Genomic DNA, 23,554 nt, shown 5'->3' on the forward strand with positions numbered 1-23,554 from the left:
AAGGGACGCTACTCCGGTCGCACCGAAGGGGCAATGGTCTTCGGGCCCGCCGCGTCACCCCTTCGTGACGCTGTAGGCGTTGGTCTGCAGCTCTCCCGATCCCTGGAAGACCTCGATGCCCGACTGGACACTGGACAGGTGCTGGTCCCAGGAGAGCGATCCCCGGGCGGCCAGGTGGTCCGTGAACGCGGTCAGGTCGCCGGTGAAGGAGTCGGTCCCGCTCGTGTGCACGAACGAGTGGACGTGCCAGAGGAGCTGTCCGTCGTCACCCCTGATCTCGCCGCGGTAGAGGTCCCACTGCTCGCCGCCGACGGTCACCGTGTCGATCCTCTGGCCCAGGGGTCCGGCGCCGTGGTGCGCCGACAGCCAGACCATCACCTCGTCGCTGGGGTCGTCCTCCCAGGTCGGATCGGGGACGTCGTGGACCCACATGTCGTAGGCGACCGAGGCGGGGCCATCGGTCCGGATGTCGTAGTCCCACGTGGTGGTCAGGGGCTCCTCCGTCCACAGCGGGACCGGGAGCCCGGTGTTCTCCGCGTTCCAGCCCCAGTGCCATCCGAGCACCGAGCTGACGTAGGACTTCACCTCGTAGGGCTCGCCGCCCCACTGCCACTCGGTGCGCCACCCGATGGTGTCGCCGCTCTGGTACAGGTCCTCGACGCACTGGGAGCCGGACCCGGCGTCCTGCCCCCACAGGTTGTTGTTGAGCCAGTACTTGCCCATGGGGATCGTGTCGAACGGTTCGCAGACGGTGGCGGCCGCGTGTGGGCCCTCGGAGGCGGCCGCGGCCGTTCCGGAGGTGAGCGCGGCGGTGGTCAGGAGCAGTGCGGCCGCCCCTGCGCCGAGGCGGGCAGGGGTGCGGGGGGTCGTGGCCATGGGGGTGCTCTCCTGTTCTCCTAGCGGGGGGAGAAAAGGGGGCGGGGAGGCGCGACGCTCATGAGGGAAGCGCTTTCCTTCACCTCGGACCGCCCCGGGGAGGCCGACTCTACGGCGCGGCGGCGGGCGCGGCAATCGCCCCCGGGGGCCCTTCTTCTCCGGGCGGGGCGTCCAGTCCGGTCGGCGGGGCCGACGAATTTCATCACTCCATGTAAACGGATGATGATTCTGAGTTAGAGTCCCGTTCGGGCGACCGCCCGCCGGGCCGCCCGACCCCCGACGTCCTCCCGACCGCGCCAGGAGACCGATGCGTTCCCGACTCCTTCCGCTCCTCCCGCTCTTCACCACGGCCGTCCTCGTCGGCCCCGCGGCCCCCGCCCCGGCGGACGCCGCGAACACCGAGCACGCCGGAACCGGCTCCGTGCGCCCGGCCTTCCCCGACAGCACCGACGACGTCTTCCTGGGCGAGGCGGTCGAGGCCGCCAACGCCCACCGTGCGCGGCACGGCGCGCCCCCGCTCGAACCGGACGGAGAGCTCAACGCCCACGCCCTCGAGCGCGCCCGGGAGTTCTCCGAGTACGAAGGGCTCGACGAGGGCCACAGGGGGCGGCAGCCGGGACGCGGCGAGACCGTCTACTACTCCGCCTCGACCGACCCCGGCGCCGCACCGGGCGGCGGCGACGCCGTCGACCACTGGTACGCGGCCAACGAGGAGTACGACTACGGCGCCCCGGGCTTCTCGTCGGAGACGGGCCAGTTCACCCAGCTCGTGTGGAAGGCGACGACCGAGGTCGGCGCGGCGCGCGTCAGCGAGCCCGTGTCGGAGCAGGACACCTGGCGCGAGCACTACGTCGTCCTCGTCTACTCGCCGCCCGGAAACATGCGCGGTGAGTACGAGGAGAACGTGCTTCCGCCGGAGGGGTGAGCGCCGCCGGGCGGCCGGGGCGTCCGGCTCACTCCAGCGCGGCGACGGCACGCTCGGCGACCCCGAGCAGCGTCTCCTCGTCCCCGGAGAGGCCGGCCTCTCCGGAGCCGCCCCGCGCATCGCCGGCCTCTTCCATCGAGACCCGCACCAGCACGTCGTCCACGCGCACCACGACCCTGCTCGACGCCCGCAGGTCGTCGTCCGCGCCGCCCCAGCGGTAGTGGACCAGCAGCGCCTCGTCCCCGAGGTCGGGCTCGTGGGAGTCGATCACCTGCGAGGTCCAGTACTCATCGTCCGACTCTTCGAGGAGGTACTCGGAGTCCGATGCGAACTCCTCTTCGGCCGCCCGCGTGCCCGGGGTGAGCTCGCCCTCCTCGTCGGTCGGCAGGCCGTAGGAGACGCGCAGCCACCCGAGCGTCCCGTCGGAGAACTCGCTGTACCAGGAGCAGCGCGAATCGCTCTCCTCGATCGACGCGTTCGGTAGCGCGGCGCCGACCCCGTCCAGCTGGTCGCGGGTCGGAACGCCGCACGGGGGATCCGGAAGGTCCTCGTTCCGGGGTGCGGCCCCTTCCGGCGCGGGCGGCTCCCTGAGGGCCAGCACGGTCCCCGTCGTCCCTGCGACCACCGCATAGGCGCCGAGGGTGACCGCCGCCGTGATCGCCACGGTGCGCGCGGTCCCGCCGCCCCGCTGAGGCTGCGGGGGCGGTGGGGGCTGCGGCGGCGCGCCGGGCGGGGGGACGTTCGGTGGGCCTGGGTACACGGCCCAGCTCCTTCCGGGTCAGGCGTTGCGTTCCTCGGTCGCAGCTCGGGCGACCGCCGCTTTCCAGGTCAGCCGAACGCCTCGGCGGCGGCGTCGCCGAGCAGGTCCTCGGCATCGTCGATATCGATCTCGTCGGCCTCGTCGGAGAGGGCGAGGGTGAGCGTCCCCACCACCTCCCCCTCGCGGACGACGACGCTCGCGCGCTGCTCCCGGTCATCGGCGTAGGCCAGGCCGTCGTCGATGGTGGTGAGCACGAGCACGCTCTCCTCGCCGAGGCCGAGGTCCCGCTCCTCGGAATCGGCCTCCGCCTCCTCCGGCGCGTACAGGTCGGGCTCCGAGGCCTGTTCGATCCGCTGTTCATAGGCGGAGTCGGTGTCCCGGGGCGCCTCCTCGTCCCCGTACCGGTCCACGAGGTCGGCGTCGGACTCGGCATAGGGGGCGATCCAGCGGGCGTTCAGGGTGGCCTCTCGGCCGTCGACCTCGGCCTCCCACGTGCATCCGGTCTCGTAGCGCATTGTGCCCTGGGAGTCCGGCTCGGCGCCGAGGCCGTCGAGGACGTCCTCGCCCAGGGCGCCGCACGGGTCGGTCGGCAGGCCGGGGACGGTCCGCGGACCGGCGGTGGTGAGGTGGTCGTAGGCGTACACGCCCGCGGCGGTGAGCGAGCCGGCGACGATCAGTGTCACGGCGACGGTGGCGCCGATGGCCGCCCCTTTGCGGGCGGGCCGTGCAGGGGGCATCGGCGGCCCGGGAGGCCCAGGCGGGCCGTGCGGGGGCGGGGGAGGCGGATACGTCATGCGGTGGCCTTAGCCGAGGAGAAGGGAGGGACCGCCTCAATGGTCGCACACGGTGATCGGGCGATCGGTGCGGGGTAGTCGCAACGGGGGTGAATTGTGACACGGCGGGCGTCCCTCGGGGGTTCCGCGCCCGCCCCTCGCTGTGCGCCGATGCTCACCCCACGTAACGGTTAGGAAACTATCCAATTCCCCCGGATTGCCCCCGCCGCCGCCCCGTCCGACACTCGGGGCTCGTGCGCCCCGCGTGGGAGCGCTCCCAAAGAAGAAAGGCCGACCATGGCACGTACCCGCGACCGATGGCGTGTCCTCCGCGCCCCCCGCCTCCGACCGGCCCCCGCGGCCGTCGCCGCGCTCGTGATCGGCGCCGCCGGCCTCGCGGCGGCCGACGCGGCGAGGGACGCCTCCGGGGCCGCCCCGGCGTCCGCCGACTCCGCCGCCGTCGTCCCCGTGGGCGCCGGGAGCTACACCGACGTCCGCCCGGAAGGCGAGCCCGGGCCCAGCGACCAGAACGGCGACCCCGTCGAGCCCAAGGTGGCCGACGGCTTCACGGACCCCGCCCCCACCAACGAGTGGTGGTCCTCGCTCATCTTCCAGCGCTATCCCGGCAACCCCTACGGCGAGAACCTCTTCGCCCACCCGTTCAGCTTCCGCCCGCACTCCGGCGGGCTGGAGGTGGGCTACCCGGACGAGCACCGGCTCGTCGCCGACGGGCTGAAGTACGAATACCCCCACACCGCCGACCTGACCATGGGCGCCACCGGGCTGGACGCCCCGCGCACCGAGGTCGCCGACAGCGGCGACTGGACCGTCACCGCCCAGTGGGAGGGCGGCGGCACCCTGCGCACTACCATCGGCCAAGGGCTGCCCTTCGCCTACGCCGAGACCGAGGGGGCCGACCCCGAGGTGGCCTTCACCGGCACGCCCGAGGTGTGGCACTCCGAGGACGGCGTGGTCGGTGCCAGCGTCGGCGGCAGGCACTACGCGCTGTTCGCCCCGTCCGGCACCCCGTGGACGCGCTCCGGCGGCACCTTCACCGCGGCGGGCGCCGACCACTACTCGGTCGCGGTGCTGCCCGACCCCGGCGACCTGGACGCGTTCGCGCCCTACGCCCACTCCTTCGTGACCGATTCGCGCGTGGAGTACGCCTACGACGAGGCGGCCGCCGAGCTCACCACCACCTACCGGCTCACCACCGAGCCGAAGGAGGGCACCGAGGACGGCACGCTCATGGCGCTCTACCCGCACCAGTGGGAGAACACGGGCGACCCGCTGACCGACCTGGCCTACGCCTCCCCGCGCGGGGAGATGCGCGTCGTCGACGGGGCGGAGTTCACCACCTCGCTCACCACGCAGGGCCTGATGCCGAGCCTGCCCACGGCCGAGGGCGCCGACGAGGCGCGGATGCGGGCTCTCATCGACGAGGAGCTGAACCACGAGGACCCGTTCCGGGGAGGCGACGACACCTACTGGAACGGAAAGGCCCTGGGGCGGCTGGCCCAGCTCGTGCCCATCGCCGACTCCATCGGCTACACCGAGGGCCGGGACGGCCTGTTGGAGCTGGTCAAGGGCCGCCTGCAGGACTGGCTGACCGCCGGGGACGGCGGGCGGCGGTTCCACTACGACTCCACGTGGGGGACCATGCTCGGCTACCCGGACTCGTTCGGGGCCGCCGACCAGATCAACGACCACGACTTCCATTACGGCTACTTCGTGCAGGCCGCAGCCGTCGTCGCCCGCTACGACCGCGACTGGGCCGCCGAGGACGCCTGGGGAGGCATGGTCCGCATGCTCATCCGGGACGTCGCCGAGACCGATCCGGAGTCGGACATGTTCCCGCGGCTGCGCTCGTTCTCGCCCTACGCCGGGCACGGCTGGGCGTCCGGGCACGCCGGGTTCGCCGCGGGCAACAACCAGGAGTCGTCGTCGGAGGGCATGCACTTCGCCGCCGCCACGGCCCACTTCGGCGCGGCCACCGGCGACGAGGAACTGCGCGACCTGGGGGTCTTCCTGCACACGACGCAGGCCTCCACGGTGACCCGCTACTGGCAGGACGACGGCGGCGGGACGTTCCCCGACGACTTCGGGCACGACGTCGTCGGCATGGTGTGGGGCGACGGCGGCGACTACCGCATCTGGTGGGACGGCGGCGACGAGGAGCACTACGGCATCAACTACCTGCCGATCACGGCGTCCTCGCTGTACCTGGGGTACGACCCCGAGCACGCCGCCGCCATGCACGCCTCCCTGGAGGAGAAGCTGGGCGGTCAGCCGCAGATCTGGCGGGACGTCCACTGGGAGCACCAGGCGCTGTCCGATGGGCCGGGCGCCCTGGCCCGCTTCGAGGAGCAGTGGACCTCCTACGAGCCCGAGGCGGGCGAGTCCAAGGCGCACACCTACCAGTGGGTGTCGACGCTGGCGGACGTCGGCACGGTGGACACGTCGGTGACCGCGGACACCGCGCACTACGCGGTGTTCGACGACGGCGGGACGAAGACCTATACGGCCTTCAACCCGGGCACCGCGCCGCTGGAGGTCGCCTTCTCCGACGGGACGACCATGAGCCTGGAACCCGGTGAGCTGGGGACCGCCACGTCCTGAGCGCCGTCCGGCCTCCAGGGGCCCACCGGCGGAGCCCTGCCCCCGCTCCGCCGGATGCGGCCGTCTTCACGCCCGTTTAATGTCCCCGACATAGGCTGGACGGGTGACATGTCCCAAGTGCCAAGGCCGCATGCAGACCTTCGACCGGCAGGGGATCCACATCGAGCAGTGCACAGGCTGCCGAGGGATCTTCCTCGACCGTGGTGAGCTGGAGCAGATCGTCAGGGCGGAGGAGAGCCACTACGGTGCTCCCCCGCCCTACCCGGGCCAGCCGCACGGCGCCCCGCACCATGGCGGACCGGCGTACCCGGTTCCCCCGGACTCCCCGCACGGGTACCGGGGCCGCCCCGACTCGCCCCGCCCCTATGGCCACCGGGGCCACGGCTATAAGGACTCTCCGAAGCCGTACGGGGGCGGATACGGCGGCGGATACGGATACAAGGACTCGCCGCGCCCCTATGGGCGGAAGAAGAACAAGAGCTTCCTGGAACAGCTCTTCGATTGAACCCGCTCATCTGCCCTGAGTGCGGCGAACTCGACGAGGCGCCCGTCGCCGAACCGTCGGGGGAGGGGCTGCGCTGCCGCTTCTGCGGCCACGCGCGGCCCCTCCTCCGCATGCCGCTGTTCTGTGTGACCGGGCCCAGCGGCACGGGGAAGTCGACCGTGGGGCGGATGCTCATCAAGGCCCTGTCGGACCGGTTCGTCGTCCTCGAACAGGACGTGCTGTGGGTCGAGGGGCTGCGCGACGACTCCTATGAGCACCGGCCGTTCCGCTCGACATGGCTGCGCACGGCGGCGATGATCCAGCAGAGCGGGCGCCCCGTGGTGCTCTTCGGGACGGTGGTGCCGCCGGAGTTCGAACCGCTGCCCGAGCGCATCCTGTTCTCGCGCATCCACTACCTCGCGCTGACGTGCGACCCGGAGGTCCTGGCGGCCCGGCTGCGCGCGCGGCCGTCCTGGCGGGAGTGGGACGAGGGGCGCATCGCGGAGATGCTGGACTACGCGCAGTGGGTGGAGGAGACGGCCGCGGAGATGGATCCGCCCGTCGACCTGCTGGACACGACCCACTCGCCCCCTGAGGAGACGGCGAAGGCCGTCCGCGGGTGGCTGGAACGGTCGGCCCAGGGCTTCTGACTTCCCCTGCCGTTGAGGCGGAACCGGCCCGTCCCCGGTCTCGTCATAGTGGTCCCCATCCGCCGGGCTCACCGGCGCCGTGTTCCTCACCGCTAGGAAAACAAGACCGCTATGACCGACTTCCCGGGCCTGGACGATGTCGACTGGGCCTCGATGGGGCACGCCTACGGTTCCGCTGAGGACGTGCCGGACATGCTGCGACGGATGGTCGGCGACGACCCCGGAGAGCGCGGCAAGGCGTTCTCCGAGTTCTACGGGGCCGTCCACCACCAGGGCGACGTGTACGAGAGCACCGTCGCCGCGGTGCCGTTCCTGATCCACGCGTTGCGCGATCCCGCGGCGCGGGACAAGGACGACCTGATGGCGCTGCTGGCCAGCCTCGGCGGCGTTGAGATCGAAGACCTCGCCATGGTGTTCGACAACGTCGGCTACTACGAGCAGGTCCTCGAAGGCTCGGACCCCCTGACCGGCGGTGGTGACACCGCCCGCGTCGTCCCTCCGGCGGACGCCCTCAGCGGTGACGACGGCGACCGTCCCGGGTACGCGGAGATCATTGAGCAGAACATTCAGAACGGCAACCCCTACGCTCGCGCCGTCCTCGCCGTGGCCGAGGGCCGGGCCGATTACCTGCGCCTGCTCACCGACCCCGACCCCGGCGTCCGGTGGACCGCCTGCATGGCGGCGGTGGCGGGCGTGCCGGACACGGAGACCACCGCGGCGCTTCTGGGACGCCTCCACGAGGACGATCACCCCAAGGTCCGGGAGTTCGTGGCCTCGCTTCTGGGGATCGTCGCCGTCCGCTCCAGGCCGGAGGACACCGCTCCCATCGCGGACGGGCTCGCCGAGGCTGCCGTACGCGACGCGAGCCCGTCGGTGCGGATGCGCGCCTTCACCGAGCTGATGCGGCGCTTCCCCGACCGCCCGTCCCCGCTCGACACGGACGCGATCCTGGCCCTGGTGGCCGAGGTGCGGGGGGACGAGGTCCCGGCCATCCAGGGGGACGGCGACAGGTCGTACTACCACGGGGTGCTGCTCACCCTGGTCGACTACGCGCTGGACGGCCGGATCGAAGAGCGGTGGGCCCTCCTGGAGCGGCTTCTCGACCGGCCCGACCTGGAGAGCACCGCAAGGACGCTCACCATGGTGCGGGAACTGCTCGAAGGCTGGCGCGGTGACCACGGCGCACTGATCGCACGCGCCCTCGGATTCCTCGGGAGCGAGGACGACGACGAGGAGGTCAAGGTCGCCGTCGAAGCGGCGCGGGTCGTGATCACGGCCGGTCCGCTGGCCGCCCCGTTCGCCGACGCCGTCGAGGAGGTGCTGGAGGCCTCCGACGGAGGCGCGGCGCTCGAAGCCGCCACCGACCTGTGGGCCGAGATCGGGGACCCGCGGGCGCTGGAGATCATCGAGGAGATGCTCGACGTCGAGCACTGGACCGAGTTCGCGCTGATGAAGGCGCAGAGCATGGGGGCCGCTGGTGCGGACCTGGGCCCGGCCCTGCAGGAGTTCCTCGCCGTCCGTCTGGCCGAGGAGGAGCCGGACTCCGAGACGGTCAAGGACGCCGTACGGGCGGTGACGGCGGTCGGCGCCGACGCGAGCGCCGCGGTGCCGTTCCTGGTCGCGCGGGAGCCCGGCCGGGACGTGTTCGAACTCCTCGGGCTCATCGGGCCCACCGCGCGGGAGGCCGCCCCCGTCCTCGCGGGCCACATGGCCGACGACGGGCTGCCGGGGTGGGGTCCCCCGCTGGCAGCGAGCGCGTACTGGCTGATCACCGGCGACGCCGAGCCGGTGCTGCCGGTCCTGGCGCGGGTCATGGAGGAGCGCGGCCCCTGCCTGGACGACGTCCTGGAGACGGCGCAGCTCATGGGGGCCGAGGCCGCGCCCCTTGCGGACCTGGTCCGCGCGTGCGTCGAGGATCCGGGCGAGTTCCGGGCGCGGAGCTGGGAGATCGAGACCAGGAGCCGCGCGGCCCAGGCCCTGTGGCCCGTCACGGGCGACACGGAGGCCGGGCTCGCCGCGCTCCTGGACGCGTGGAATCTGCAGCCGTCGGCGGACATCGCGGAGGCGTTTGAGCAGATGGGGGCTGCCGCGGCCCCCGCCGCTCCGGCGCTCCGCAGGGAGCTCGCCCAGTGGCGCCGCGCCAATCTGCGCCGCGGCGTCGCGATCCGGGTGGGTGACCGCCACCCCGACTTCCGAGCGGCCCGCACGGACGAGGAGCTGCGCGAGGCCTGCACCCGCGCGCTGGCCGCGATCCAGGGCTGACGCGAGGGCGGCGACGGATTCCGCCGCCGTCGCCGCCCGGCCGTCCCCTCACACGGCGGGGCCGCCGTGCCTGGTCGCGGCGGCTATGGCCGCCGCCAAGGCGGGCATGTCCCCCTCCCCCAGGGCCGACACCGTCACCCGCAGCGCCGGGCGTGCCCCGTTGCGGAAGCGGGAGCCCGGGGACACCGCCCACCCGCGGGCCAGGAGGCCCGCCACCGCGGCCCCCTCGTCCGGGACCGGGACCCACACGTTCACGCCCGACCGTCCGCGCGCCTCCAGGCCGTGCCCGGCCAGGTGGTCGATCAGGGCGGTCCTGCGCTCGGTGTAGGAGCGCCCCACCTCCTCGGCCGATACCGCGCCCGTGCGCCACATCTCCACGAACGCCTCCTGGAGGGCGTGGCTCACCCACCCGGGCCCGGTCTGGATCAGGGCGCGCACCCGGTCGACGGTGACCATGTCCCCGGCGAGCATCGCCAGCCGCAGGTCGGGGCCGTACCCTTTGGCGACCGACCGGACCAGCGCCCAGCGGTCGGTGGCCCCGAACACCCCGTGGAAGGGCAGCTCCACCCAGCCGAACCCGTGGTCGTCCTCGACGGTCAGCACCGCGGGGTGCTCGGACAGCACCCCGCGCAGGGCCCGGGCCCGGTCCGCGCTGAGGGCGGCCCCGGTGGGGTTCTGCGCCCTGTTGGTGAGCACGACGGCGCGGGCGCCCGCGCGCAGGGCCGCGGACAGCTCGCCCGGCAGTGGGCCCTCGTCGTCGACCGCCATCGGCACGCTCTTCAGCCCGATCGCGGCGAGCAGGTCGTGTTCGCTGGGCCAGCCGGGGTCCTCCAGGGCCACCGTGTCGCCGGGGCGCAGCGCCGAGCGCAGCACCCGGTCGACGCCGTCCAGCGCGCCGGAGGTCAGCGCGAGCGAGCCCGCCGGGACGCCGTCGGCCCCGAACACCTCCCCGGCCGCCTCGGCCATCGCGGGCAGCACCGGCGCGTCGCCGTACAGCGGGGGCGTGCGCCCGCTGCGGCGGCGGGCGACCGCGGCCAGGGCGCCGCCCAGGTCGGGCAGGAGCCGCGGGTCGGGGTTGCCGGTGGCGGCGTCGACGGTCCCCGGCGGCACCGCGCCGGGGCCGGTCTCGCGCGGGGCGGCGGCGGGCCGCTGCCGCACCCGGGTGCCGCGCCGCCCTCCGGTCTCCACCAGCCCGCGGTCGCGCAGCAGGCGGTAGGCGGCCGCCACGGTGTTGGGGTTGACCCCCAGCTCGCCGGCGAGGTCGCGGATGGGGGGCAGGAGCGCCCCCGCCTGGAGCCCTCCGCCGACGATCTCCCGTTCCACGCTGTCGGCGATCTCGTGCGAGCCGCGTCCGGTGATGACCATGACCGCATTATCCAGCAGTGCGGCCCCGCCGGGCACACCGGCGCGGCGGGCGCCCGGAGCGGTGAACGCCGGCCGCGTGCGCACAAAGGGGTCGACCCGGCGCGGCGGATGGACGATTATCGGTGGACCGCGATTGAATTCAATTTCTCCCGCATTTTTTATCGATTGTACATTGCGTGCTGCGCAATGCGTTGCGTCCTGCGATTCTTCGGGTGAGCCGCACAATGCTCTCGGGGCTCCGTCCGGCGGGCTCCATGGGCCCTCGCGAGGCCGTGTGCAGGGGGTTCGTCCAACGAATTTGCGCGCTCTGACCTGGGGTTAAGGCATCTCGGCGGCCGAGCCCACTTGAAGTGGGGTGGGGGTCATGCCTTTCAATGGGGATACGCGAAGTTTCACCCTCGACGTCATGTGCCGGACGTCCGGGGAGTGTTCTAGTGTGAGGAGTCGACCTATTAAAGGGCAGGATCAGCAGCGATTTGGAGACGACCCGCTAGCCGTTCGCGACACCGACCACTACAAAGCCGAATACGTCACCGGGTTCGTTGACAAGTGGGACGAGCTGATCGACTGGAAGCGCCGCTACGAGAGCGAGGGGCGCTTCTTCGTGGATCAGCTCAAGGAGCGCGGTGTCCGCGAGGTCCTCGATGTCGCGACCGGGACCGGCTTCCACTCGGTGCGCTTGGTCGAAGAGGGGTTCGACACCGTCAGCGCTGACGGAAGCCCTGAGATGCTCGCCAAGGCCTTCCACAACGGGATGGCCTACGGCGGGCACATCCTGCGCGTCGTCCAGGCCGACTGGCGCTGGCTCAACCGCGACGTGCACGGGACCTATGACGCGATCATCTGTCTGGGCAACTCGTTCACCCACCTGTTCTCCGAGCGGGACCGCCGCAAGGCGCTGGCCGAGTTCTACGCGATGCTCAAGCACGACGGCGTGCTGATCATCGACCAGCGCAACTACGACGCCCTGCTGGACGGCAAGTACGGGAACAAGCACACCTACTACTACTGCGGTGAGGAGGTGTCCGCCGAGCCGGAGCACGTCGACGAGGGCCTCGCGCGCTTCGTCTACCGGTTCCCGGACAAGTCCGAGTACCACCTCAACATGTTCCCGCTGCGCAAGAACTACACGCGGCGGCTCCTGCGCGAGGTGGGCTTCCAGAAGGTGGAGACCTTCGGCGACTTCCAGGAGACCCACCAGGGCGAGGAACCGGACTTCTACATCCACATCGCCGAGAAGTCCTACCTGCGGGAGGACGACCTCTCCGAGGCGTACTCGGCGGCCGTCCGGACCGCCCGGGAGTACTACAACTCCAGCGACGCCGACACCTTCTACCACACCATCTGGGGCGGCACCGACATCCACGTCGGGCTGTACGACTCCCCGGACGGCGACATCGCCGAGGCGAGCCGCCGCACCGTGGAGCGCATGGCGGGCAAGGTGGAGATCGGCCCGGACACCGAGGTCATCGACGTCGGCGCCGGGTACGGCGGATCCGCGCGGTTCCTGGCCCGCCAGTTCGGGTGCAAGGTGACCTGCCTCAACCTCAGCGAGGTGGAGAACGAGCGCAACAGGGAGATGAACCGGGAGGCGGGCCTGGACCACCTGATCACGGTGGTCGACGGCTCCTTCGAGGACATCCCCTGCCAGGACAACGCGTTCGACGTCGTGTGGTCCCAGGACGCGTTCCTGCACAGCGGCGACCGGCCCCGGGTGCTGGAGGAGGTGGCCCGCGTGCTGCGCACCGGCGGGCACCTGATCTTCACCGACCCGATGGCCTCGGACGGCGCGACCCAGGACGCCCTGCGGCCGATCCTGGACCGGCTGCACCTGGACAGCATGGGCACGCCGGGCTTCTACGACAAGCAGACGGCCCGCCTGGGCCTGTCCAAGGTGGAGTTCGACGACCTCACCGAGCAGCTCCCGCGCCACTACGGCCGCGTCCTCGCCGAGACCGAGGCGCGCGAGTCCGAGCTGAACGGCAAGATCAGCGAGGCGTATCTGACCCGGATGAAGACGGGGCTGCGCAACTGGGTGAACGGCGGCGAGTCCGGCTCGCTCGCCTGGGGGATCCTGCACTACAAGTCCTGATCCCGACCTCCCGGGAACGGCGGGCGCGCCCTGGGCCCGCCGCCCCGGCCCGGCCCCCGGCTCGCGGGGGGCCGGGCCGGCGGTCCACCCGGGCACCCCTTCCGAGGCTCGGGGGCGCGGCGTCGCGTCGGCCTGCCGCGCCCCCGTACCGGCCCGTCCGTCCCCTTCGGACGGGCCTCAGGCGTCCGGAGGGGACGACCGGGCCAGCCCGGCCGCCCGCCCCTTGGCGGAGACGACCAGGGCCATCTTCCGGGACGCCTCGTCCAGCATCTCCCCGTCGAGGGTGACCGCGCCCCGGCGCTCCACGGAGGTGGCGTGCTCGTAGGCGTCGAGGATGCGCTCGGCGCGGTCGAACTCCTCCTGGCCGGGGGAGTAGATCCCGTTGGCGGCCTCGACCTGCGAGGGGTGCACCGTCCACTTGCCGTCGTAGCCCAGCGCCGCGGTGCGCCCGGCGGAGGCGCGGAACGCCTCGGGGTCGCGGACCTTGAGCTCGGGTCCGTCGATCGCCTGGAGGCCGTTGGCCCGCGCCGCCGTCAGGATGCGGAAGAGGACGTAGTGGTAGGCGTCCCCGGCGTCGTAGCCGGGCGGCTGTGCGCCGACCTCCAGGCTGCGGATGTTCACCGACGCCATGAAGTCGGCGGGGCCGTAGACCAGCGTCTCCAGGCGCGGCGAGGCGGCGGCGATCGCGTCGACGGCGGACAGCCCGCGCGCGTCCTCGATCTGCGCCTCGATGCCGATCCGCCCCGCCTCCAGGCCGCAGGCGCGCTCCACCTGGGTGAGCAGCAGGTCGAGCCACTGGACGTGGAGCGGTTCGGTGACCTTGGGAAGCACCAGGCAGTCCAGGCCGGCCCCGGCCCGTTCGACCACGGTGGCCACGTCGCGGTAGGTCCACGGGGTGTCCAGGGCGTTCACCCGGACCGTGCGCACGCGCGCCCCCCATCCGCCCTCAGTGAGCGCGGCGGCCGCGGCGTCGCGGGCGCGCTCCTTCTCCGACGGCGCCACCGCGTCCTCCAGGTCGAGGAAGAACGCGTCGGAGGCGATGCCGCGCGCCTTGTCCACGAAGCGCGGGTTGGAGGCCGGGACCGCGAGGACCGAGCGTCGCGACCGGAAGGGCGCCATGTTCCACTCCTGCCGTTGAGAGGCGTCCGGGGCCGCTCCCGGCCGCCGTGCGGTTGGACTCTATCCGGCCCCCGAAACGAACATTAGGGTGCATTCCAGGCGCGAGCGTGCGTAAGCCGCCGCGCCGCGGGGGAACCACACCATGGGGGAAAGGGGAACGATGAGCCGGACGAACGACGCGCCGCCTCACGGCGAGGCGGGCACCGAGGCGTATCCGACCAGCTCGCACTGGGGCACCTACGAGGTGCTCGTGCGGGACGGGCAGGTGGTCGGCACCCGGCCCGACCCCGGCGACCCGGACCCCTCCCCGCTCATCGGCAACGCCCCCGGGGCCCAGCACCACCCCACCCGTGTGGCCCGCCCGGCCGTGCGGCGCCGCTGGCTGGAGAACGGCCCCGGCCCCGACCCCGAACGCGGCGCCCCCGACGACGCCTACGTGGAGGTGGACTGGGACACCGCCGCCGAACTGGTCGCCGGCGAGCTGAAGCGGGTCCACCGCGAGCACGGCGGCGAGGCCGTCTTCGGCGGCTCCTACGGCTGGGGGAGCGCCGGGCGCTTCCACCACTCGCAGAGCCAGCTCCACCGGTTCCTCAACACCACCGGCGGCTACACCCGCAGCCGGGCCACCTACAGCCATGCCGCGGTGGAGGTGCTCTTCCCGCACCTGGTCGGCGCGGAGGGCGCGCACGCGCTGCTGGAGCGCGCCCCCACCTGGGAGGCGATCGCCGAGCACACCGACCTCATGGTCAGCTTCGGCGGCCTGCGCCTGTCGAACACCTGGATCGCCTCGGGCGGGCGCGCCGCGCACACCGCCGCCCCGGGCATGCGCGAGGCGGCCGCGCGCGGCCTGCGCACCGTGTCCGTCAGCCCGCTCAAGGACGACACCATCGAGGAGATGGACGCCGAGTGGCTGCCCGCGGCGCCCGGCACCGACACCGCGGTGATGCTCGCCCTCCTCCACGTCCTCATCGAGGAGGACCTGGCCGACCGCGCCTTCCTCGACCGCTTCACGGTCGGCGCCGACGTGGTGCGCCGCTATGTCACCGGCGAGACCGACGGCGTGGCCAAGACCCCCGAGTGGGCCGAGCCGGTCTGCGAGCTGCCCGCCGACGCGCTGCGCTCCCTGGCGCGCCGCATGGCCGCCGGGCGCACCCTGGTCAACGTCGGCTGGTCGGTGCAGCGCACGCAGTACGGCGAGCAGCCGCTGTGGGCGGGCCTGGCGCTGGCCGCGTTCCTGGGCCAGATCGGCCTGCCCGGCGGCGGCTTCGCCACCGGGTACGGCTCCATGGGGCGCTACGGCGGCGGCGCCACCCCCGGCGGCCTGCCGCGCTTCCCCAAGGGCGCCAACCCGGTCGACCGCCTCATCCCGGTCGCCCACACATCGGAGATGCTGCTGCGCCCGGGGGAGGAGTTCGACTTCGACGGCGAGCGCCTCACCTACCCCGACATCCGGCTGGTCGCCTGGTCCGGGGGCAACCCGTTCCACCACCACCAGGACCTGTCCCGGCTCACCCGCGCCTTCGGCCGCCCGGACACCGTGCTGGTCGTGGAGACGCACTGGACGGCGACCGCGCGCCACGCCGACATCGTGCTGCCCTCCACCACCGCCCTCGAACGCGAGGACATGGCCGCCAGCCAGGGCGACCTGCGGCTGAACGCGATGCGCCGGGCGGTCGCCCCCTACGGCCAGGCGCGCGACGAGTTCGAGATCTACCGGGCGGTCACCGCCCGCATGGGCCTGGAGAAGGAGTTCACCGAGGGCCGCACCGCCGAGGAGTGGATGCGGCACATGTACGAGGGGTGGCGCGAGCGGCAGCACGACCTGTTCGGCGCCGACCTGCCCTCCTACGACGCCTTCCGCCGGGCCGGGGGAGTGGACCTGCCCGGCCGGGTGGACGACGCGGCCATGGCGGCCTTCGCCGGGTTCCGCGAGGACCCGGTGGCGCACCCGCTGCAGACCCCGAGCGGCCGCATCGAGCTGTTCTCGGCGACCATCGCGGGCTTCGGCTACCCCGACTGCCCCGGGTACCCGATCTGGCTTCCGGGGGAGGAGCGGCTGGGGTCGGCCCGCTCGCGGCGCTGGCCGCTGCTGCTGCTGGCCAACCAGCCCAAGGGGCGCCTGCACAGCCAGCAGGACATGGGCGCCTACAGCGCCTCGCTGAAGGTGGACGGGCGCGCGCCGGTGCGCATGCACCCCGACGACGCCGCCGCGCGCGGGCTCGCCGACGGCGACCTAGTGCGCGTGCACAACGACCGGGGCGGCCTGCTCGCCGGGGTGCGCGTCAGCGGCGACCTGCGCCCCGGGGTGGCGCAGCTGTCCACGGGCGCCTGGTACGACCCGTCCTCCACCGAGGTGACCTGCGCGCACGGCAACCCGAACGTGCTCACCGACGTCGCCGGGACCTCGCGCCTGGCCCAGGGGTCGACCGGCCAGCACGTGCTGGTGGAGATCGAGGCCTACCGCGGCGACCCGCCGCCCGTGAGGGCCTTCACCCCGCCGGTGCCGGTGCCCCCTTCCTCCTGATCTGGAGCATAGGTTAGCCTCTACTAAGTTCCTCGCGCCGACGCCGGCCCCCTCCGGCGTCGGCGCGCCCGTGGCGCCCCTGCCGTGCCCGGAACAGGACCGGAACGAAAGTCGGAGGAAGACGAGTGCCCTTGGAGACGGCGGCGCCCGACCGGGCCGCGGCGGACCGGGAAGAGGCCGTGCAGGCGCTCGACCGGCGCACCCGGGCCCACACCCGGGTGCACACCGCGCGGGCGCTGGGACTGCTCGCCGCCGTCGGCGTGCTGGTGCTGTGCGCGGGCCTCAGCGTCTCGGTGGGGGCCAAGTCCATCCCCCTGGGCACCGTGTGGGACGCGCTGTTCAGCAACGACGGCTCCTATGACCACAGCGTCATCGTCGAGCTGCGCATCCCCCGCGCGGTCCTCGGCGTGTTCGTCGGCGCCGCCCTGGGGCTGTCCGGGGCGCTGATGCAGGGGCTGACCCGCAACCCGCTGGCCGAACCGGGCATCCTCGGCGTCAACTCCGGCGCGGCGGCCGCCATCGTCACCGCCATCTACGTCTTCGGCCTCACCAGCCCGAACGCCTACGTGTGGTTCGCGTTCCTCGGCGCCGCCCTGGCCTCGGTCGCCGTCTACGCCCTGGGCAGCCGCGGCCGCAGCCAGGCCACCCCGGTGCGCCTGGCGCTGGCCGGGACCGCCGTCGCCGCCGTGCTGCAGGGCCTGGTCTACACGGTCATCGTGCTGGACGACTTCGTCTTCGACCGGATCCGCTTCTGGCAGGTCGGCTCCCTGGTCGGCCGCGACCTGGAGCTGTTCTCCCGCATCTGGCCGTTCCTGGCGGCCGGGGTGGTCATCGCCCTGCTGCTGGCGCCCGCGCTGAACACCGTCGCCCTCGGCGACGACCTGGCCTCGGCGCTGGGCGCACGGATCAACCGCACCCGCCTGCTGGCGGCCGTGGCGATCGTGCTCATGTGCGGGGCGGCCACCGCCACCGCCGGGCCCATCTGGTTCGTGGGGCTGACCGTGCCGCACGTGGCGCGCGCGATCACCGGCCCCGACCAGCGCTGGCTGCTGCCCTACTCGGCGGTGCTCGCCGCCATCCTGCTCACCGCCGCCGACACCCTGGGCCGCGTGGTGCTGCCCAGCGGCGAACTGGAGGTCGGCATCATCACCGCGCTGGTGGGGGCGCCGGTGTTCATCGCCCTGGTCCGGCGCACGAGGATGGCCCAGCTATGACCGCGACGACCCCGCGCACCGCCTCCCCGGCGGACGCCCCCGCGACCGCCCGGGGCACCGTGCGCCCCGGCCGCCCGGTGCGCCTGGGCCGCGTGTCCTTCCTGCTCCGGCCGCGCACCGCCGTGGTGTTCGGCGTGCTGGTGGCGGCCATCGCCGCCGTCTTCGCGGCGCTGCTGATGCTCGGCGAGTACGAGATCCCGCTGCCCCGGGTGGTCGCCGCCCTGGCCGGGACCGGCGAGCGGCTGGACCTGTTCTTCGTGCGCGATGTGCGCCTTCCCCGCGCCTGGGCGGCCGTGCTCGTCGGCGCCTCCCTCGGGGTGGCCGGCGCGGTCTTCCAGAGCCTGTCCCGCAACCCCCTGGGCAGCCCGGACATCATCGGCTTCACCGGCGGCGCGGCCACCGGCGCGGTGCTGACCATCCTGGTCCTGGGCGGGTCGATGCTCCAGGTGTCGCTCGGCGCGGTCGTCGGCGGCGTCGCCACCGCCGGGCTGGTGTACCTGCTGGCCATGCGCAACGGCGTGCAGGGCTACCGGCTGATCCTCGTCGGCATCGGCATCAGCGCCATGCTCACCTCGGTGCGGGACTACCTGATCACCCGCGCCGACCTCACCGAGGCCAAGGCCGCCCAGGTGTGGATGATCGGCAGCCTCAACGCGCGCGGGTGGAGCGAGGTCATCGCGGTGGCCGTGTGCATGGCGCTGCTGCTGCCGCCGCTCCTCGCTCTGGGCCCCCGGCTGCGGCTGATGGAGATGGGCGACCAGAGCGCGCAGGCCCTCGGCGTCCCGGTGCAGCGGACGCAGGCCGTCGCGCTGCTGGCGGCCAGTGCGCTGACCGGCGCGGCGATCGCCGTCGCCGGGCCGATCTCCTTCATCGCCCTGGCCGCCCCCCAGCTCGCCCGCAGGCTGCTGCGCTCCAACGGCACCACGCTGTTCGGCGCGGCGCTGATGGGCGCGCTCCTGCTCACCGCCGCCGACCTCGTCGCCCAGCACGCGGTGGGGGACGCGCGGCTCCCGGTGGGCGCGGTGACCGCGGTCATCGGCGGCAGCTACCTCGTCTGGCTCCTCTACCGTGAATGGCGGACCGGACGTGCCTGACCGGCGGACCCGACACGACGACCAGCTCCCCCGACACGACGCACACACAGGAGAAAGCGCGATGCCCGAACCGTCCCGGCTGTGGGGGGAGAACCTGACGCTCGCCTACGACCAGAGCGTCATCTCCCGAGACCTGGGGATCAGCATCCCGGACAACTCCTTCACGGTCATCGTCGGCCCCAACGCCTGCGGAAAGTCCACGCTGCTGCGGGCGCTGTCCCGGATGCTCAAGCCGCAGTCGGGGGCGGTGCACCTGGACGGGAGGCTCATCTCGTCCTACCCCTCCAAGGAGGTGGCGCGGCGGCTGGGCCTGCTGCCGCAGTCGTCGGTGGCCCCCGACGGCATCACCGTGGCCGACCTGGTGGCGCGCGGCCGCTACCCGCACCAGAAGCTGCTGCGCCAGTGGTCCCGCTCCGACGAGTCGGTGATCACCGAGTCCATGGAGGCCACCGGCGTCGCCGAGCTGGCGGACCGGATGGTGGACGAGCTGTCCGGCGGGCAGCGCCAGCGGGTGTGGCTGGCCATGGTGCTGGCCCAGCAGACGCCGCTGCTGCTGCTGGACGAGCCCACCACCTACCTCGACATCGCCCACCAGATGGACGTGCTCGACCTGTGCGCGGACCTGCACCACGAGCGCGAGTACACGCTGGTCGCGGTGCTGCACGACCTGAACCAGGCGTGCCGGTACGCCACCCACCTGATCGTCATGAAGGAGGGGGCGGTGGTCGCCGAGGGCGAGCCGTCGGACATCGTCACCGCCGATCTGGTGGAGAAGGTGTTCGGGCTGCCGGTGCGGGTGGTGCCCGACCCGGAGACCGGGACCCCGATGATCGTCGCGGTGGACCGGCGGGGGACCATCGGCCGCCGCGCGCGCGGCGGCGCGGAGACGGACGGGGCCCAGGAGGCTGTCGCGGACGCCGCCGACGTCTCCCAGGAGGGCGACGCGGACCAGGACGGCGAACTCCTGGAGAAGCGCTCCGCCTGACCCCTCCGCGCGCCACCAGCCGATGATCTCGACAAGAGTGCTGTCAAAACCGCCGGAATGGCAGCGCTTTTGTCGAGATCATCGGTGAGGGGCCGCCTACGGGCCCACCTCCCATGTCCGCTGGGCCTCGGCGAGCAGGTACGGTGCCGCCGCCGTCTCGGCTCCCGCCAGGGCCGCCAGTGTCGCCGACGCCGACGCGCGGTCCGGGGCGCTCCCCGCGAGCCGTGCTCCGGACACCGCGATGAACCGGAGGGCCGCGGCGCCGTCCTGGTGGTCGCCGAGCACCTCCTGGAGCGCTGCCGACCAGCGGCGCATCCGGGTGGCGCGCTTGCCCAGCACGGGTTCGGCGGCCGTGGCCGTGTACCGGACGCGCTTCGCGGCCTTGCGGACCTCGTGCCACGCGTCGCCCCGGCCGGGCCCGTCCCCGGCCGCCAGCGCGCGCCCGTGGAGGGCGCGCATGCGGTCGACCGCGTCGCCGAGCTCGGCTTCCAGCACCTGGTCGGCCGAACTTCGGGCGCGGCGCCCGGTCAGCGGGGTGGCTCGCAGCCGGTCCAGCTCGTCGAGCAGGTCCAGGTACTCCTGCCCGTCCAGCGCGCGCACCGCCTTGCGCCGTGCCTCCTCCAGCCGCCGGTCGAAGGCGGCGAGCCAGTCCGCCGTCAGGGCCACGCCCCCGGCGCGGGCCGGGAGCTCCGCCAAGCGCGCGGCGAACCTCTCCCGGAGCACTTCGAGGTCGCGGGCGGTCCCCAGGGACGCGGCCAGCTCCCGCAGGGCCGCCGCCGTGCCCCGGACCGCCTTGCGGTCGACGACCGAGGGGAACCCCCGCAGGACCGTGCGGATGCGGCGGGCGGCCACCCGCATCCGGTGGATCGCGTCCTCCTCGCCGAGCCGCACCCGGGGGTCCAGGTCGAGCACGTATTCCACCTGGTCGAAGAGGTAGCCCCGGACAACGGCGTCCGCGGTGTCCCCCGAGGGGCGCTCGGGCGGCGCGGGCACCCGGTCGCCCAGCAGCGTCAGCAGCTTGGAGCCGATGCGGGAGGGGCGGGCGCCCGCGTCCAGCAGGCGGCGGCCGATGGCGTCCAGCAGGTCGCGGTCGCCCGACCCGAGCTCGGCCTCCACCTCCCGCCAGCGGATCTCCCCGCCGCCGTCGCCTCCGGCACCGTCCAGCACCTCGCCGTGCACCCGGTCATCGGCGATGAGCGCGAGCGGCCGCCGGGTCTCCTCGCCGAGCAGACCCAGCTCGGTGCGCTCGGTGGTGATCCGGGCGACCGGGGCTAGCGGCGCCCCGCGCGCGGCGGACGCCGCCAGCCGGACCAGCCGGGCGGGGATCCGGACGGCGTGCGAGCCCTGGGGCGCGTGGAACTCCCGTTTGCCGTCGCGCCCCCAGGGGATCTTCAGGTGCCACCCGGCGTCCGGACCGCCGAGGCGGCGGCGCAGCGTGATCCCCCGGGCGGCGAGCCGGAGGTCGCCGGTGTCGAAGTAGGTGGCGGTGAGCCGGTGCGCGCGCTCGTCCACACCGCCCGGGGCGAGATCGGCCGGCCGGGGGAGGGAGAACCCGGCACCGACCTCGAACGTCGTCTCGATCTCCAACTGGTCGGCCATCGCGGCCTCCAACGGCGTCGGGACGGAACATCCGCGGTTCCGGTGCCCCCGTTCTCCCCCGGCCGCGCGATCGTCAACCGAGCGGCTCGGGCAGCGGCCGTGAGTGCACCACGTGCAGGCGGCTGACCGCGCGGGTGAGGACCACGTAGAGGCGGTTGAGCCCGCGCTCCTCGGCGTCGGCGATGTCCGCGGGCTCCACGGCGACGACGGTGTCGAACTCCAGGCCCTTGGCGAGCGAGGCGGGAACGCAGACGACCCGGTACGCCTCCAGCGCGTCCGGGTCCCGGCCCAGGTGGCCCGCCCCGATTCCGCGCTCGGCCAGCGCCGTGTGGAGACCGTCGAGGCGGCCGTCGGCCGCGATGACGCCGATCGAGCCCTCCTCGTCCAGCGCGCGCTTGCAGGCGTCCAGCACGGCGCCGGTGAGCCGGGGCGCGGGCGCGGCCTCGATGCGCAGCGCCCCGGGCGCCTGCCGGGCCGCGCTGGGGGCGGGCAGGTCGGGTGCGATCTCCGGGAGCAGCCGCGCCGCGAAGTCGATGATCTGCGCGGGCACCCGGTAGCCGCGGCTGAGGACCTGCAGGCGGGCGTCGTCCTTGCCGAGGTGGCGCAGCAGGTCCGCCCAGGTCCGGGCCGCCGCCGGGGCGGTGCCCTGGGCGATGTCGCCGAGCACCGTGACCGACCCGGACGGGACGCGGCGGGCCACCGCCCGGCACTGCATCGGGCTCAGGTCCTGGGCCTCGTCCAGGACGATGTGTCCGAGCGACGGGGGCCGCTGCACCAGGCACGCGGCCTCGTCGATCAGCACCAGGTCGGCCGGGGACCAGGGGGCGGACCTGGGGGAGCGCGGGCGCCGGGGGAACCGGACGGCCGCCTGCTCCTCGGGGTCAAGGACGCCCGCGGCGGCGCGGGCCAGCAGGTCGGGGTCGGTGAGCAGGGCGAAGACCAGTTTGACCGGGTCGGCCTTGGGCCACATCGCGGTGACGGCCGCCTTCACCTCCCGGGAGCGGGCCATGCGGCCGCGGGTGCCCGCGTCGGAGGTGCCGCCCGAGGCCTCCATGAGGCCCTGCACCGCGCCGCCCAGGCGCTGCGCCAGCAGGTCCCGCCCGGCCCCGTAGGAGGCCCGCTGGCGGCGGATGCCGTCGACGATCTCCGCGATGTCCTCCGGCGGCACCCGGTACTTGCGCGAACCGGCCGTCACCACCAGCGTCTCCGCGGCGGGGCGCACCTGCGCCCACAGGGCCCGGGAGAGGACCTCGGCCATGCGGGCGTCGCCCTTGAGGCGCGCGGCCTGCGGTGAGTCGGCCCCCTTGGGCGTGCCCCGGTCGGCCAGCTCCTCCAGGGTGAGCTGGCCCGCCTCGGCCTCTCCCAGGGCGGGAAGGACGTCGCGGATGTAGGAGAGGAAGGAGCTGCTGGGGCCGACGATCGCCACGCCGCCCTCGCGGCGCAGGCGCACCCGCTCGGCGTAGAGCAGGAAGGCGATGCGGTGCAGGCCGACGGCGGTCTTGCCGGTTCCGGGGGCGCCCTGCACGCACAGGCTCGTGTCCAGAGAGGCGCGGACCAGGTCGTCCTGGTCGGGCTGGATGGTGGCGACGATGTCGCGCATGGGGCCGGTGCGGGGGCGCTCGATCTCCGCGGCCAAGAGCGCTGCCCCGGCGTCTGCTCGGGCGGGCTCGGGAAGGGTGAGGTCCTCGTCCTCGAACGCGGTCAGTGCGCCGTCGGTGCCGAACCCGTAGCGGCGGCGGGACAGGACGCCCATGGGCGATTGCGGACCGGCGCGGTAAAAGGCCGCGGAGACGGGCGCCCGCCAATCCAGGACCATCGTCGCACCGGACCTTTCGCGCACATTCCGTCGGCCGATATAGGCGAAATCGGCGCCGGGGGTGCGTGTGGAAGTGAAGGGTTCTCCGGGTTCCGCCTCGTAAAGATCTCCGGGCGGGTAGGTGAGGCGGCCGAAGAAGAGGGGCGCGTCCGGGAGTTCGGCCAGTGCCTCGGCACGGCGTTCGCGTGCGCGCTGCAGAACGGCGTTGGTGTATTTGTCGACGACGGCGTCAGCGAGGGCCGTCTCGGTCGTGAGGACCTCTTCGCGCATTTCGCGCAGTGCCTCGCGGGAGGAGGCGAGGTGGCGCCGTTCCGCGCGGAGTTCGGCGTCAGGGGCGGCGGCGGAATCGGGCATGCGCGCCGGCGGTGTGCACGAGGACACGGAGGACTCCCCGGGA

The 23,554-nt window shown here is 73.5% G+C and carries 17 protein-coding genes; 10 read left to right on the forward strand and 7 right to left on the reverse strand.

The window, feature by feature from the left end:
* Nucleotides 1–54 precede the first annotated feature (54 nt).
* Nucleotides 55–876, reverse strand: coding sequence for a GH12 family glycosyl hydrolase domain-containing protein (locus O4U47_RS11815; RefSeq protein ID WP_270677851.1), 822 nt, complete (start codon nucleotides 874–876; stop codon nucleotides 55–57).
* A gap of 307 nt (nucleotides 877–1,183) precedes the next feature.
* Here O4U47_RS11815 and O4U47_RS11820 point away from each other — a divergent pair, with 307 nt between their 5' ends.
* Nucleotides 1,184–1,801, forward strand: a complete 618-nt coding sequence (locus O4U47_RS11820; RefSeq protein ID WP_270677852.1) for a CAP family protein — start codon at nucleotides 1,184–1,186, stop codon at nucleotides 1,799–1,801.
* Between the two features lie 28 nt (nucleotides 1,802–1,829).
* Here the strand turns inward: O4U47_RS11820 and O4U47_RS11825 are convergent, their stop codons facing one another.
* Together O4U47_RS11825 and O4U47_RS11830 are read right to left on the reverse strand one after the other, a co-directional pair.
* Nucleotides 1,830–2,465, reverse strand: a complete 636-nt coding sequence (locus O4U47_RS11825) for a hypothetical protein (protein WP_270677853.1) — start codon at nucleotides 2,463–2,465, stop codon at nucleotides 1,830–1,832.
* A gap of 164 nt (nucleotides 2,466–2,629) precedes the next feature.
* Complete coding sequence (locus O4U47_RS11830; protein ID WP_270677854.1) at nucleotides 2,630–3,298, reverse strand: hypothetical protein; 669 nt, start codon at nucleotides 3,296–3,298, stop codon at nucleotides 2,630–2,632.
* A 333-nt stretch (nucleotides 3,299–3,631) separates the two neighbouring features.
* On the opposite strand from O4U47_RS11830, the gene O4U47_RS11835 reads away from it, so the two are divergent.
* The 4 genes from O4U47_RS11835 to O4U47_RS11850 all read left to right on the forward strand — a co-directional run bounded on the left by O4U47_RS11835 (nucleotide 3,632) and on the right by O4U47_RS11850 (nucleotide 9,349).
* Nucleotides 3,632–5,953, forward strand: a complete 2,322-nt coding sequence (locus O4U47_RS11835; RefSeq protein WP_270677855.1) for a glycosyl hydrolase — start codon at nucleotides 3,632–3,634, stop codon at nucleotides 5,951–5,953.
* Nucleotides 5,954–6,056: 103 nt separating this feature from the next.
* On the forward strand, nucleotides 6,057–6,458 hold the full coding sequence (locus O4U47_RS11840; protein ID WP_270677856.1) for a TFIIB-type zinc ribbon-containing protein: 402 nt from the start codon (nucleotides 6,057–6,059) through the stop codon (nucleotides 6,456–6,458).
* A complete protein-coding gene (locus O4U47_RS11845) occupies nucleotides 6,455–7,087 on the forward strand; it encodes an AAA family ATPase (protein ID WP_270677857.1) in 633 nt (210 codons plus the stop codon). Before O4U47_RS11840 ends, O4U47_RS11845 begins: the two co-directional genes overlap by 4 nt.
* A gap of 111 nt (nucleotides 7,088–7,198) precedes the next feature.
* Nucleotides 7,199–9,349, forward strand: coding sequence for a HEAT repeat domain-containing protein (locus O4U47_RS11850; RefSeq protein WP_270677858.1), 2,151 nt, complete (start codon nucleotides 7,199–7,201; stop codon nucleotides 9,347–9,349).
* A 48-nt stretch (nucleotides 9,350–9,397) separates the two neighbouring features.
* Here the strand turns inward: O4U47_RS11850 and O4U47_RS11855 are convergent, their stop codons facing one another.
* Nucleotides 9,398–10,714, reverse strand: a complete 1,317-nt coding sequence (locus O4U47_RS11855; protein ID WP_270677859.1) for an aminotransferase class I/II-fold pyridoxal phosphate-dependent enzyme — start codon at nucleotides 10,712–10,714, stop codon at nucleotides 9,398–9,400.
* Between the two features lie 436 nt (nucleotides 10,715–11,150).
* Between O4U47_RS11855 and O4U47_RS11860 the strand changes: the two genes are divergently transcribed.
* The gene (locus O4U47_RS11860) at nucleotides 11,151–12,806 is read left to right on the forward strand and encodes a glycine/sarcosine N-methyltransferase (protein WP_270677860.1); all 1,656 of its coding nucleotides are present in this window, start codon (nucleotides 11,151–11,153) and stop codon (nucleotides 12,804–12,806) included.
* Between the two features lie 177 nt (nucleotides 12,807–12,983).
* On the opposite strand, the gene O4U47_RS11865 is transcribed toward O4U47_RS11860, so the two are convergent.
* Entirely contained in the window at nucleotides 12,984–13,925 is a 942-nt protein-coding gene (locus O4U47_RS11865; protein WP_270677861.1) for an HpcH/HpaI aldolase/citrate lyase family protein, read from the reverse strand.
* A 160-nt stretch (nucleotides 13,926–14,085) separates the two neighbouring features.
* On the opposite strand from O4U47_RS11865, the gene O4U47_RS11870 reads away from it, so the two are divergent.
* The 4 genes from O4U47_RS11870 (at nucleotide 14,086) to O4U47_RS11885 (ending at nucleotide 19,742) form a co-directional block, all read left to right on the forward strand.
* On the forward strand, nucleotides 14,086–16,449 hold the full coding sequence (locus O4U47_RS11870) for a molybdopterin-dependent oxidoreductase (protein WP_270677863.1): 2,364 nt from the start codon (nucleotides 14,086–14,088) through the stop codon (nucleotides 16,447–16,449).
* A 125-nt stretch (nucleotides 16,450–16,574) separates the two neighbouring features.
* Entirely contained in the window at nucleotides 16,575–17,663 is a 1,089-nt protein-coding gene (locus tag O4U47_RS11875) for a FecCD family ABC transporter permease (protein WP_270677864.1), read from the forward strand.
* Entirely contained in the window at nucleotides 17,660–18,757 is a 1,098-nt protein-coding gene (locus O4U47_RS11880; protein ID WP_270677865.1) for a FecCD family ABC transporter permease, read from the forward strand. Before O4U47_RS11875 ends, O4U47_RS11880 begins: the two co-directional genes overlap by 4 nt.
* Nucleotides 18,758–18,818: 61 nt before the next feature.
* Nucleotides 18,819–19,742, forward strand: a complete 924-nt coding sequence (locus O4U47_RS11885; RefSeq protein ID WP_270677866.1) for an ABC transporter ATP-binding protein — start codon at nucleotides 18,819–18,821, stop codon at nucleotides 19,740–19,742.
* A gap of 96 nt (nucleotides 19,743–19,838) precedes the next feature.
* Here the strand turns inward: O4U47_RS11885 and O4U47_RS11890 are convergent, their stop codons facing one another.
* Both O4U47_RS11890 and O4U47_RS11895 read right to left on the reverse strand, forming a co-directional pair.
* Nucleotides 19,839–21,341 carry a CYTH and CHAD domain-containing protein gene (locus tag O4U47_RS11890; protein WP_270677867.1) on the reverse strand — a complete coding sequence of 501 codons (1,503 nt, stop codon included), beginning with the start codon at nucleotides 21,339–21,341 and terminating at the stop codon, nucleotides 19,839–19,841.
* 73 nt (nucleotides 21,342–21,414) lie between these two features.
* Nucleotides 21,415–23,511: a HelD family protein gene (locus O4U47_RS11895; protein WP_270677868.1), complete on the reverse strand. Its 2,097-nt coding sequence runs from the start codon at nucleotides 23,509–23,511 to the stop codon at nucleotides 21,415–21,417.
* Nucleotides 23,512–23,554: the final 43 nt, after the last annotated feature.

The organism is Nocardiopsis suaedae (assembly GCF_027706745.1).
GTDB classification, from domain to species: domain Bacteria; phylum Actinomycetota; class Actinomycetes; order Streptosporangiales; family Streptosporangiaceae; genus Nocardiopsis_A; species Nocardiopsis_A suaedae.